Source organism: Lysobacter yananisis, from assembly GCF_031199375.1.
In the GTDB taxonomy this organism is placed as follows: Bacteria; Pseudomonadota; Gammaproteobacteria; order Xanthomonadales; family Xanthomonadaceae; genus Lysobacter; species Lysobacter yananisis.
This window is the reverse complement of the sequence record NZ_CP133568.1, coordinates 146,818-158,406: the sequence shown is the minus strand read 5'-3', so window position 1 is coordinate 158,406 and position 11,589 is coordinate 146,818. Positions and strand designations below refer to the sequence as shown.

The 11,589-nt window shown below is 69.8% G+C and carries 10 protein-coding genes; 3 read left to right on the top strand and 7 right to left on the bottom strand.

The genetic code is table 11. The features are described 5' to 3' along the window. Positions 1 to 11: 11 nt before the first annotated feature. Positions 12 to 1,034, bottom strand: a complete 1,023-nt coding sequence (locus RDV84_RS00765) for a KpsF/GutQ family sugar-phosphate isomerase (RefSeq protein WP_057946591.1) — start codon at positions 1,032 to 1,034, stop codon at positions 12 to 14. Between the two features lie 342 nt (positions 1,035 to 1,376). Between RDV84_RS00765 and RDV84_RS00760 the strand changes: the two genes are divergently transcribed. Further along, entirely contained in the window at positions 1,377 to 1,613 is a 237-nt protein-coding gene (locus tag RDV84_RS00760) for a BolA family protein (protein ID WP_057946592.1), read from the top strand. Between the two features lie 294 nt (positions 1,614 to 1,907). Continuing rightward, positions 1,908 to 3,164: a UDP-N-acetylglucosamine 1-carboxyvinyltransferase gene (gene murA / locus RDV84_RS00755; protein ID WP_309152162.1), complete on the top strand. Its 1,257-nt coding sequence runs from the start codon at positions 1,908 to 1,910 to the stop codon at positions 3,162 to 3,164. On the opposite strand, the gene RDV84_RS25560 is transcribed toward murA, so the two are convergent. The 6 genes from RDV84_RS25560 to RDV84_RS00730 form a co-directional block, all read right to left on the bottom strand. Beyond that, a complete protein-coding gene (locus tag RDV84_RS25560) occupies positions 3,104 to 3,271 on the bottom strand; it encodes a DUF6053 domain-containing protein (protein WP_425608189.1) in 168 nt (55 codons plus the stop codon). The two genes, murA and RDV84_RS25560, sit on opposite strands and share 61 nt — an antisense overlap. 68 nt (positions 3,272 to 3,339) lie before the next feature. Then, on the bottom strand, positions 3,340 to 4,029 hold the full coding sequence (locus tag RDV84_RS00750) for a DUF3108 domain-containing protein (protein WP_309152161.1): 690 nt from the start codon (positions 4,027 to 4,029) through the stop codon (positions 3,340 to 3,342). After that, positions 4,029 to 4,751, bottom strand: a complete 723-nt coding sequence (locus RDV84_RS00745) for a DUF3108 domain-containing protein (RefSeq protein WP_309152160.1) — start codon at positions 4,749 to 4,751, stop codon at positions 4,029 to 4,031. Before RDV84_RS00745 ends, RDV84_RS00750 begins: the two co-directional genes overlap by 1 nt. A 117-nt stretch (positions 4,752 to 4,868) precedes the next feature. Further along, a complete protein-coding gene (gene purN / locus RDV84_RS00740; RefSeq protein ID WP_057946594.1) occupies positions 4,869 to 5,552 on the bottom strand; it encodes a phosphoribosylglycinamide formyltransferase in 684 nt (227 codons plus the stop codon). A 270-nt stretch (positions 5,553 to 5,822) separates the two neighbouring features. Continuing rightward, entirely contained in the window at positions 5,823 to 8,078 is a 2,256-nt protein-coding gene (locus RDV84_RS00735; RefSeq protein ID WP_309152159.1) for a TonB-dependent receptor, read from the bottom strand. 1,145 nt (positions 8,079 to 9,223) lie between these two features. Beyond that, positions 9,224 to 10,366 carry an alpha-D-ribose 1-methylphosphonate 5-triphosphate diphosphatase gene (locus RDV84_RS00730; protein WP_309152158.1) on the bottom strand — a complete coding sequence of 381 codons (1,143 nt, stop codon included), beginning with the start codon at positions 10,364 to 10,366 and terminating at the stop codon, positions 9,224 to 9,226. 117 nt (positions 10,367 to 10,483) lie between these two features. Here RDV84_RS00730 and phnF point away from each other — a divergent pair, with 117 nt between their 5' ends. Continuing rightward, entirely contained in the window at positions 10,484 to 11,278 is a 795-nt protein-coding gene (gene phnF / locus RDV84_RS00725; RefSeq protein WP_309152157.1) for a phosphonate metabolism transcriptional regulator PhnF, read from the top strand. Positions 11,279 to 11,589: the final 311 nt, after the last annotated feature.

Sequence of the window (11,589 nt, the reverse complement as noted above, 5' to 3'; positions counted from 1 at the left end):
CGGTCCTCGCCTTAAACCACCCGCGCTCGCAACAGGTCGTGAATGTTCAAGGCACCGACCACGCGGCGTTCAGTATCCACGACCAGCAGGCCGCTGATCTTGTGCGTTTCCATGAGCTGCGCGGCTTCGACCGCGAGCGCGTCGGCGCCGATGGTCTTGGGCGCGCGGGTCATGACCTCGGCGATCCGGGTCGAGCGCAGGTCGACGCCGCGGTCGTCGAGGGTGCGGCGCAGGTCGCCGTCGGTGTACAGGCCGATCAGGCGGCCGTCGTCGTCGACCACCGCGGTCATGCCCAGGCGCTTGTGGCTCATCTCCACCAGCGCCTGGCTGACGCTGGCGTCGGCGCCGACCCGCGGCACGTCGTCGCCGGCGTGCATGATGTCGGTGATGTGCAGCAGCAGGCGGCGGCCGAGCGCGCCGGCCGGGTGCGAGCGGGCGAAGTCGTCGGCGGTGAAGCCGCGCGCTTCCAGCAGCGCCACCGCCAGCGCATCGCCCATCGCCAGCGAGGCGGTGGTGCTGGAGGTCGGCGCCAGGTCGAGCGGGCAGGCCTCGGCCGGCACGCTGACGTCCAGGTGCACGTCGGATTCGCGCGCCAGGGTCGACTGCGGCCGGCCGGTCATCGCGATCACCGTGTTGCCCTGGCGCTTGAGCACCGGCAGCAGCATCAGCACTTCGTCGCTCTCGCCGGAGTAGGACAGGGCCAGGACCACGTCGGCGTCGGTGATCATGCCCAGGTCGCCGTGGCCGGCTTCGCCGGGGTGGACGTAGAAGGCCGGGGTGCCGGTCGAGGCCAGGGTCGCGGCGATCTTGCGCGCGATGTGGCCGGACTTGCCCATGCCGGTGCAGACCACCCGGCCGCTGGCGGCGAGGATGCGCTTGCACGCGGCGGTGAAGTCGCCGTCGATGCGCGCGGCCACCGCGGCCAGCGCCTGGGCCTCGATCGCGAACACGCGCCGGCCGCTGTCGGCCAGCCCGGCCTCGGAGCCGGCGGGGATCGTGGTGCGCGGGTCGCGGGCGGGGGCGGGCTGGGTCATGGGGCGGGGCGATCCTGGGAACGTCGGGGGCGGACGGCGGCGGCGAAGGCGGAAACGCTCGACCGTGTCCGCGCTCGGACGCGGTCGATGGAATCGGCCGTTGCGGCCACCGGCATTCCGGTAGCGGGGGCTTTCCGCTAGGCTAAGCCGCCAATTCTAAGCGGTTCGCCGGCCCCGCGCCGGTTCCGCAGGCACATCCCGGGTTGCCGGGCTCCCCACATTCAGCCGGCCTGCGGCTGCGGCCGGGCCCGGCTTGCGCCCCCGGCGCGTCGCCGGCGGCCCGCCGGCCGGGCGGCGTCCGCCCAGTCCCCGACAATTCCAGCTCCCGCCAGAGGTCCCGCCGTGAACGCCGACACCATCCGCTCCCTGATCGAACAAGGCCTGCCGGGCGCGCAAGCGCAGGTGCGCGGCGACGACGGCGTGCATTTCGAAGCCACCGTGGTCGCCGAGGCCTTCCGCGGCAAGCTGCCGCTGGCCCGCCATCGCCTGGTCTACGCGACCCTGGGCGAGCGCATGGGCGGCGAGATCCACGCCCTGGCGCTGAAGACCCTGACCCCGGAAGAGGCCGGCCAGGCCTGACCGGCGCGCGGCCGGGCGTCTCGCGCTCCCCGCCGCGCGCGGCCGCATCGGGCCGCGGACGCCGGTCGCGCCCGAACCGCCGAGGCCCGCATCGCGCCGGCCCGGTACTTCACCGTCGCCTCACTCAATCGGCCGCGCCAGCTTCTACCATGGGCGTCCCGCGATCCGCTTAGGCCGTCGCGCTGCCGCGGCGACGCCGCGCACGTTATCTTCGCCAGGCGCCGGCCGCGCGGCCGCCGCCTCGCGCTTGTCCTTTCGACTCCACTTCTCCTTTCGACTTCAGCGAATCCGTCAATGCAAAAAATCGTGGTGCAAGGCGGCCAGCCGCTCAACGGCGAGGTCCAGATTTCCGGCGCCAAGAACGCCGTCCTGCCGATCCTGTGCGCGACCTTGCTGGCCGATGCGCCGGTGACGATCCGCAACGTGCCGCGCCTGCACGACGTGCTGACCACGGCCAAGCTACTGGGCGAACTCGGCGCCGGCGTGAGCAGCGAAGGCGCGTCGATCACGGTCGACCCGACCACGGTCAACAGCCACGTCGCGCCGTACGAACTGGTCAAGACCATGCGCGCCTCGGTGCTGGTGCTCGGCCCGCTGCTGGCCAAGTACGGCCAGGCCGAAGTGTCGCTGCCGGGCGGCTGCGCGATCGGCTCGCGTCCGGTCGACCAGCACATCAAGGGCCTGCAGGCGCTGGGCGCGGAGATCGTGGTCGAGAACGGCTACATCAAGGCGCACAGCAACGGCCGGCTCAAGGGCGCGCGCTTCGTCTTCGACGTGGTGAGCGTGACCGGCACCGAGAACGTGCTCATGGCCGCGGCCCTGGCCGAGGGCACCAGCGTGCTGGAGAACGCGGCGATGGAGCCGGAGGTGGTCGACCTGGCCGACTGCCTCAACGCGCTGGGCGCGCGCATCGAGAACGCCGGCAGCGGCCGGATCGTCGTGCACGGGGTCGAGAAACTGCACGGCGGCAGCCACGACGTGCTGCCCGACCGGATCGAGACCGGCACCTTCCTGGTCGCCGCGGCGATGACCGGCGGCCGCGTCACCGTCACCGGCAGCCGCGCCGACACGCTGGATTCGGTGCTCGACAAGCTGCGCGACGCCGGCGCCAAGATCGATGTCGACGGCGACCGCATCACCCTGGACATGGGCGGCCGCCGCGCGCGCGCCGTGGACCTGGTGACCGCGCCGTACCCGGCGTTCCCGACCGACATGCAGGCGCAGTTCATGGCCCTCAACTGCACCGCCGAGGGCGCCGGCGTGATCAACGAAACCATCTTCGAAAACCGCTTCATGCACGTCAACGAACTGCTGCGCCTGGGCGCGGACATCCGTGTCGACGGCCACACCGCGGTGGTGCGCGGCGTCGCCAAGCTCAGCGGCGCGCCGGTGATGGCGACCGACCTGCGCGCCTCGGCCTGCCTGATCCTGGCCGGCCTGGTGGCGCAAGGCGAGACCACCATCGACCGCATCTACCACCTCGACCGCGGCTACGAGAACATCGAGCAGAAGCTGTCGGGGCTGGGGGCGAAGATCCGCCGGATCGATTGATCAGGCCCGACCGAGCCTGCTCTTGTGGGAGGGCCTTCAGGCCCGATGCCTTTCGATCCGATCGCGGCGATCTGAAACAAAAGCTTCGGGCCTGAAGGCCCTCCCACGGAAGACTCCACAGAAACAAAAAAGCCCCGCGAACGCGGGGCTTTTTTGTTGTCGACTTCGAGGCGCCTCAGCGCACCGCCTGCACCCGCAGGTCGATCGCGTCGCTGCCGTTCTCGCGCTGCAGGATGCGCACCGGCACCGGCACGTCGGCGACGACCCAGGCGATGGTTTCCTTGTCGCCGTTCTTGCTCGAGACCTTGGTCGCCTGCTGCGACTTGCCGCCGACCGTGATCGCTTCCTTGCCGACCACGGTGTAGCTGAGTTCCTTGATCCGGCCGTCCTCGACCATGCGATAGCTCATCGGCTTGCCGGCGGCGGCGTCGCGCACGATCGCCAGGTTGACCAGCAGGCCGTCGAGGTCGCCGCTCTGCAGCTTGATCGGGCCGGAGCGGTCGGGCTTGATGTCGCCGGTCCAGGTGGCCACGCCGCGCGACCAGTCGTAGCTGGCGTTGACGCTCTTCTTCTTGGTCAGCACCTTGCTCGAATCGCTGCCGCTGAGCGGGCGCAGCTTGCCGCCGGCCTCGTCGAAGGTGGTGGTCTGGCGCAGCTCGGCCAGCGGGCTGGTGATCGACAGTTCGTACTTCCAGCGGCTGCCGTCGGCCTGCGACACGGTCATGCGACCGGCGCCCTGCATGCCCATGTAGCTGGCCGAATAGTCGGCGCTGAACGGCTTGACCGCGAGCGCCGGCGCGCTGAACGCGGCCAGGGCGCCGGCCAGGGCGGCCATGCGGAAAAAGTGCGTGGACTTCGTGGTCATCATTGTTCGTTGACTCCTTTGTATTCGACCAGGCGCAGATCGTAGGTGTCCTGGCCGTCTTCGCGTTGCAGGATGCGGACCGGCGTGGGCACGCCGTCCACCACCCAGATCGAGGTTTCCTCGCTGCCGCTCTGCACGCGGTTCACGCGCATCGCGTTGAAGCTCATGTCGTCGATCTTGACCCCTTCCAGCTCCTGCTGCACCACATATTGGTGCGGGCGGGCGCGGCCGGAATCGACGAACCGGTAACTCAGCGTCTTGCCGGGCTGGGCGTCGCGGACCACGGCGAGGTTGATCAGCAGCCCACTCATGTCGCCGTCCTGCAGCGGGATCGGCTTGCGCCGGTGTTCCTTGACGTCGCCGGTCCATTGCGCGCTGCGCTGGTTCCAGTCGTAGTTGCCGTCGATCACGCGCTTGGAGAACAGCACCTTGCGCACCATCTTCTGGCTCAACGGCCGGTAGGCGTCGCCGACCACGTCGAACACCGTGGTCTGCTGCGCGGCGGCGCCGGCCAGGCTCATCATGCCGTGCTCGGCGCGGATGTCCAGGTCGATGCGCCAGCGGCCGCCGCCCTCGGGCTTGACCTGCATGGTGGCGTCGCCGAGCGCCTTGCCGCCGTTGAACACCTCGTAGTTGGCCACGAACGGTTCCAGCGCCAGCGCGCTGGTGGGCGCGGCCGCGCCGGTCAGCGCGGCCAGCAGCAGGGGCAGGAAGGGCTTCATGGCGACGCGGGCGGGTCCTGGTGCGCTGGGCGCGAAGGGGGAGGTGCGGCGTAGCGGTCGGTGGGGCGGGTGGAACGCGCGGGCCGGGCTCGCCGCGCCGGGCGCGCGGCCGCGGTGTCAGGCCGTTGCGCCGCCGGCGGGATCGGTCAGGCGGCCGGCGCAATCTAAACGCAGCGGCGTAAATAGCGGATGACCATCGACCTGCACGGTTGCGCCGTGTTCAGCCAGCCGGCCCGAGGTGGCCAGGCGCATGACCGCCAGCAGCAGCGGGTGCTCCACGCCGAGGACTCGTTCGGCCAGGAGTTCCGGTGTATCGCCGGTGTGCACCGGCACCACGGCTTGTGCGATCACGGTGCCGGCGTCGAGTTCCGGAATGACGAAATGCACGCTGGCGCCGTGCTCGCCGTCGCCGGCCTCGAGCGCCCGCGCGTGGGTGTGCAGGCCGCGGTACTTGGGCAGCAGCGAGGGGTGGATGTTGATCGTGCGGCCGCGGAAACGCTCGACGAAGGCGTCGCCGAGGATGCGCAGGTAGCCCGCGCAGAGGATCCAGTCCGGTCGCGCGGCGGCGACGGCTTCGGCCAGGTCGGCGTCGAACGCCTCGCGGCTGGGATAGGCCTTGGCCGCGGCCGACCAGCGCAGCGGCGGCGCGACCCGTTGCAGGGCCGCCGCGCCGGGCTTGTCGGAAAACACCCCGACCACCTCGCCGGCGAGGCTGCCGGCGGCGATCGCGTCGAGCACGGCCTGCAGGTTGCTGCCGCGGCCCGATGCGAGGACGGCGATGCGGGGGAGCGGCTGGGGCATTGCGGGCGTGGCTGTGGGAGCGGTGGGGCATTTTAGGCGATCCGGGGGATCGCGGTGGGGGGCGGGGCGAGTTGGGGGGAGCGGTGAAGCGAAATCGAAATGGGTTCCGGCTTTCGCCGGAATGACGGAGATGGGAGGGCGGCGCGATCTGCCGCCGCCGAGGACATCCGTCCTGTCCCACGCCGTCATTCCGGCGAAAGCCGGAACCCATTTTGACTTTGCGCTATCCGCCCAAGGCCGCGCCACCTGCAGGCGGCGCGGCCCACGTCCTCAGAACTGCGCATCCACCGACACGAACCACTGCCGCGGCGCGCCGGTCAGCAGGGTCTGGAACGTCCCCTGCGGGTCGTAGTCGCGAAAGCCGTTGCTGCCGAGGGTGGCGATGTAGGTCTTGTCGAACAGGTTGTAGACGTTGAGGCCGACCCGCAGCGACTTGACCTGGCCGATATCGCGCTTGCGCCAGCTCACTCCCGCGTCCCACAGCCAGAACGCGTCGGTGCCGGCGTCGTTGCTGTAGGTGTAGTAGCGCCGGCCGGTGTACTTGCCGCCCAGGCGCAGTTCGACATCGCCGATGCCGTAGCTCAGTTCGGTCGCGAACAGCTGCTTGGGCGTGTCGACCATCTGTTTGCCGCGGACCTGTACCAGCTGGCCGCCGCTGACGTAGTCGGAGCGGTACTGCGAATCGTTGTAGGCGGCGCTGGCCAGCCAGCGCAGGCGCTCGACCGGCGTCCACACGAACGCGACCTCGCCGCCGAGGGTGCGCGCCTTGCCGACGTTGGCGAACTGGTTCGGGCAGCTGACCACGCCCGGGCAGGGCACGATCACCAACTGGCGGTCGTCGAAGTCGACGCCGTACACGGTGGTGGAGAGCTGGTAGCGGTCGTCGCCGTAGCGCCAGCCCAGTTCCAGGGTCTTGGACTGCTCGGGCCTTGCGCCGTCGCGGCTCAGGTCGAAGGACGCCTGGGTCAGCGACCAGGCGCCGTTGACGCCGGGGCGGAACGCGGCCTGGTTTTCGGCGTAGTTGGCGAACACGTCGCTGCGTTCGTTCAACTGCCAGGCGAGGCCCAGCTGCGGCAGGAAGCTGTCGCGCGCTCTCAGGCGGCCGCCGGCGCGACCGGGCACCACCACCTTGCCGTCGGTGACCACGTCCTGGCCCTTGAAACCGGCGTTGACGGTCAGGCGCTCGTCGAACAGCCGCAGCGTGTCCTGCAGGTACCACTGGCGGGTGCGGGTGTCGAAGCGTTGGCGGAACAGGCGCTGGGCGAATTCGCCCGGGTCGAAGAAGCGCTGGTCGTCGATCGGGCCGTCGATGTCGACGAAACTGCGGCCGGCGCCGTGCACGCTGTCCTCGAACCAGACCCCGCCTTCCAGGGTGTGGCGGCCGACGGTGTAGCTCAGGCGCGCGTTGAGGCCGCTGCGTTCGATGTCGTAGCTGGTGATGCGCAACGCGATCGGGATCGTCGGCGAACTGATGTACGGGGTGAACCAGTGGCCCTGGCCTTCGTTGCGGTGGTAGTAGCCGGTGGCGTTCAGGCGCAGCGCGTCGCTGAGGTCGAATTCGCCCGACAGCGCGGCGAGGTCGTCGTCGCGCAGGCCGCGGGCGAGGTAATAGGCGTCGTCCTTGGTCTTCGCGCAGCCGCTGAAACGGCCGTTGGCGGCGGCGAGCGCGCGTTGCCAGTCGGGCGCGTAGTTGTCCCAGCCTTGGCCGCAGCGGCGGATCAGGTCGAGCGAGAGATCCGGATCGTCGGTTTCGTTGCGGCGCGACGTCGACAGCCACAGCGCGATGCGGCCCTTGTCCCACTGGTACACGGCCTTGCCGTTGAACTGCCGCTGCTCCTGCACGCCGGCGCCCTTCCAGCGGTCGGCTTCGTTGCGCATGCCCGAGACGTAGGCGCTGAAGCCGCGCAGGTCGCCGGTGTCCACTCGCGCGAAACCGCGCAGGGTGGCGTTGTCGCCGAACGCCAGCCCGGCGCGCGCGCCGAACTCGGCGGCCGGATCGGAGGAGTGCAGCAACAGCGCGCCGCCGAGGTTGCTGGTGGAAGGAATGCGCAGCGCGCCGGCGCCTTGGGCGAGTTCGAGCTCGGCCACGTTCTCCGGCAGGATCGCGCGATTGGGCGAGAGCCCGTTGTTGTTGGCGTAGCTGTTGTCGCCCAGCGGAACATCGTCGAGCGCGTAGCCGAGCTGGTTCTGGGCGAAACCGCGGATCGCGATGCGGTTCGACCACTCGTAGCTGCCCCACGGATCGGAGCTGACGAAATGCACGCCGGGCAGTTTTTCCAGCGCCTTGACCGGATTCGTGCCGGGGGCGACGGCCTGCAGTTCGACCTGGCCGATGCGCTGGACCTGGCGGGTTTCGCGGTGGCCGATCACCGAGATCGTGTCGAGCGTGGCGGCGTCGCCGCGGTCCAGCGGCGCGCCCGCGGCGGCCGTCGCGCCGGCGTCCGGCGACGCAACGGCGGCGTGGCCGGCCAGGGGCAGCACGGCGAGCAGGGCCAGCGCCAGGGGAGTACGGATGGGGACGTTCATGGGGTCTCGTGGAATGCGCGCCGCGGTGGCGATGGGGCGGCATTACAGCGAGGCGATATGAAGGCGCGGGCGCGCGATGCGGACTGCGTGGGGGACCTGTCTAGTGCTTTGGGGGGGGGATAGGTGGAAGGGAGGGATGAATAGGCGTTGGCGGTGGACGCTGGGTGTCGTCAGCAATCGCTGTTGCCGTTGCCGTTGCTGCGCTTTGCTCTTGGCTTGGACGCAACCTCGCACGAGGCCCATGTTCCGCAGCCCCGGAGGGCGTGCGCATGGATGCGCACGCGCGCCATGGGGCAGGATGCCCCTTATGGCGCGGCCCCGCGCCACGATGATCCTTAGTGGCTCTTGATCCGAAAAAACAAGGCCTTTTCTTTGGTTACTTTCTTTGTGGCTTAAGACAAAGAAAGTGACCCGGCCGCTTGCGGACGGAAGCTTTGGATCTTCGCTTGTCGTCACGCGTAAACACACGCAAAAGCAGATCCCACCGCGGCACGCCCCCTGTAGGAGCGGCGCAAGCCGCGACCGCGCCATCGCAGACACAGTGAAAGTTTCGTCGTAGTTGCATTGTCGCGGTCGCGGCTCGCGCCGCTCCTACAGTCGGACACCCAACCTCGCGACCGTCATTCCGGCGAAAGCCGGAACCCATTTTGACGTTGCTGCTGCCTTCGCCGTTATCGATGCGTCGCGCGACGACAAGCCACCATCAAGAGCTTTCGTCCGCAAGCGGCCGAGCTACTTTCTTTTGTCAGCGCGACAAAAGAAAGTAGCCAAAGAAAAACGCTTGTTTTAAGTCAAAAGCCACTAAGTCCAGCACCTTGCGCGGGGCTGCGCCATAAGGGACATCCTGTCCCATGGCGCACGCGCGCATCCATGCGCGCGCCCTCCGGGGCCGCGGAACGTGGGCCTCGGGCGAGGTTGCGTCCAAGCCAAGGGCAAGAGCAACCGCAAGAGCAACAGCCACAACCACAGCAGCAGCGACTGCCACAGCCACAGCCACAGTCACAGCCACAGTCACAGCAGTAGCCACAGCCACAGAAGCAGCCACAGCTACAGCCACAGCCGTGATCGACAGGGCTCCATTCGCAAACCGAACACAGCTTGCTCAGCCCTGAGCAACCGACCGCCCCGTATCAGCGACCGGCTCGTCAATAGCGCCGCTCGCCGCCGATCCACACCGCTTCCAGTTGCGGAAACCCGCGCACCACCCGCACCCGCAGCAAATCCGCGCGCTGTCTGGCCGCCAGCGCGCCGCGGTCGTCGTAGCCGGCGGCGCGCGCGGGGGTGTGGGTCACCATCGCCACCGCGCGCGGCAGGCCGATGCTGTCCCAGGCGCCGAGTTGGAAGGCCGCCAGCAGCAGGCTGCCGGGCACGTAGTCCGAGGACAGTGCATCCAATGCGCCGGCGCGTGCCAGTTCGCTCGCGGCGACGTTGCCGCTGTGCGAGCCGCCGCGCACCAGGTTCGGCGCGCCGGCCAGCACGCTCAGGCCGGCCGCGCGCGCGGCCAGGGCGGTGGCGAGGTTGACCGGGAACTCGGCGATGCGCGCGCCGGCGTCGACCGCTTCGGCGATATGGCTCAGTTCGGAATCGTCGTGGCTGGCCAGCGGCAGGCCGCGTTCGCGCGCCATCGCCAGCACGATGCGGCGGTGGCCGGCGGCGTGGCGGCGCTGCAGATCCTGCAGATGGCGGACGTGCGCGCCAAAGCCGGCGTCGTCGCGGGCCGTGCCGTGGCGCGCGCTGTAGGCGCGGTAGCGTTCGAGGTCGTGGAACTGGCGCTGGCCCGGGGTGTGGTCCATCAGCGACAGCAGCCGCAGTTGCGGCGCGTCGAGCAAGGGCTGCAGACGCTGCGGGAGGTCGGGGCAGGGCAGTTCGCAGCGCAGGTGCACGGCGTGTTCGATGCGCAGGCCGCCGTCCTCGCGCGCCTGCGCGAGCGCGGCCAGCACCGTCTGCGGCTCGACCGCCTGCTCGGCTTCTTCTTCGCCGACCGAGATCGCGTTGAGCGCGGTGGCGATGCCGGCGGCGAGCAGTTGCGCATCGTGCGCGCGCACCGCCGCGGCCGCCGGCCAATGCGCGCCGGGTCGCGGCAACAGGTGTTTTTCCAGGTTGTCGGTGTGCAGTTCGACCAGACCCGGCAGCAGGTAGTCGCCGTCGCAATCGCGCGCCGACGGCGTGCGCAGGCGGCCTTCGCCGAGTTCCCGGATGCGGCCGCCGGCGACGCGCAGGTGGCCGTGGACGACGCGGTCGGGCAGCACCAGGCGGGCGTTGTCGAGCAGCAGTTCGCGCGGGGACATGTCGGGCGAGGGGCAGCGAACGAGGAGAGGTTGTCACCGTCATGCAACGCCGGCGGGTTCTGATGAAGGCGGGCGCGATGCGACCTGTCTAGTGAACCAAGCGCAGATGGAGGTTGTATGACATCCCCCGCCGCGGCGAAGCGAACCGTCGCCGAACAGGCCGCCGGCGAGCGGCCGAGCCCGGAGCCGACCCAGCGCGATGCCGCGATGCCGCTGTGGCAGCAGATCGAGACCGCGCTGCTCAAGGACATCCGCGCCGGCCTGCTCAGCGAAGGCGACAAGCTGCCGTCCGCGTTCGACCTGGCCAAGCGTTTCGGCGTCAACCGCCACACCGTGCGCCGCGCGATCGAGGCCTTGGAGGAACGCGGCGTCCTGCGCACCGAGACCGGCCGCGGCAGCTTCGTGCAGGAACATCCGTATCACTATCCGATCGGCCGGCGCACGCGCTTCGGCAAGGCCATGCACGATCTCAACGTGGAAAGCCGGTATCGCCTGATCGAGTCCGGCACCCAGGCGCCGCCGCGGCTGGTGGCGCGTTCGCTGGGCTTGCTGGCCGGCGAGCGCGTGCACCGCGTGGTGTATTCCAGCGAGGTCGAGGGACGCACGATCGACCACAGCGAGGCCTGGTTTCCGGCCGCGCGTTTTCCGGGGCTGGACAAAGTGTTCGCCGACAAGCTGTCGGTGACCCGCACCCTGGCCGAGTTCGGCGTGCGCGACTACCTGCGCAAGCACACCGCGGTGATGGCGCGGCTGCCCGCGGCCGAGGTCGCGCGCGTGCTCGGCCAGTCGACGCGGCGGCCGGTGCTGTGCGTGCATTCGCTCAATGTCGACACGCAGGGCGCGCCGGTGCAGTTCGGGGTGACTTCGTTCGCCGGGGACTGGGTGCAGTTGATGGTGACCAACGAAGCTTGAACGCGGCGGGTTCGAGTCCGGATTCGTCGCATCCCGATTGAGTCGCAGCGCGGGTCGGCGGTCCCGCAAGACCTCGGGCCGACCTTGCGCTGCGAGGACTCCGGCCGCGCGCCACGGCCAGACTGCGCGCCACTGAACAGAGGTTTGCGGATCGTGTGCTGTTGCGCCGGATGTCTCCGATTGCGATTGAAGTCCGCAGCGAATGTGATCGCTCGCGCGCTGGTTCATGTTCGCTCGCGATTTGCGCCCGCCTGCGTCGCTTCCGCTTCGGGCCCGGATCGGCAAAGCTTCCGGCAGGGGGAACAGGGAGC

Excerpts from the sequence above, each read along its gene's own strand:
- murA (WP_309152162.1), top strand. The coding sequence starts at position 1,908 with ATGCAAAAAATCGTGGTGCAAGGCGGCCAGCCGCTCAACGGCGAGGTC.
- RDV84_RS00730 (WP_309152158.1), bottom strand. The coding sequence starts at position 10,366 with ATGTCCCCGCGCGAACTGCTGCTCGACAACGCCCGCCTGGTGCTGCCC.
- purN (WP_057946594.1), bottom strand. The coding sequence starts at position 5,552 with ATGCCCCAGCCGCTCCCCCGCATCGCCGTCCTCGCATCGGGCCGCGGC.
- RDV84_RS00745 (WP_309152160.1), bottom strand. The coding sequence starts at position 4,751 with ATGAAGCCCTTCCTGCCCCTGCTGCTGGCCGCGCTGACCGGCGCGGCC.
- RDV84_RS00765 (WP_057946591.1), bottom strand. The coding sequence starts at position 1,034 with ATGACCCAGCCCGCCCCCGCCCGCGACCCGCGCACCACGATCCCCGCC.
- RDV84_RS00735 (WP_309152159.1), bottom strand. The coding sequence starts at position 8,078 with ATGAACGTCCCCATCCGTACTCCCCTGGCGCTGGCCCTGCTCGCCGTG.
- RDV84_RS00750 (WP_309152161.1), bottom strand. The coding sequence starts at position 4,029 with ATGACCACGAAGTCCACGCACTTTTTCCGCATGGCCGCCCTGGCCGGC.
- phnF (WP_309152157.1), top strand. The coding sequence starts at position 10,484 with ATGACATCCCCCGCCGCGGCGAAGCGAACCGTCGCCGAACAGGCCGCC.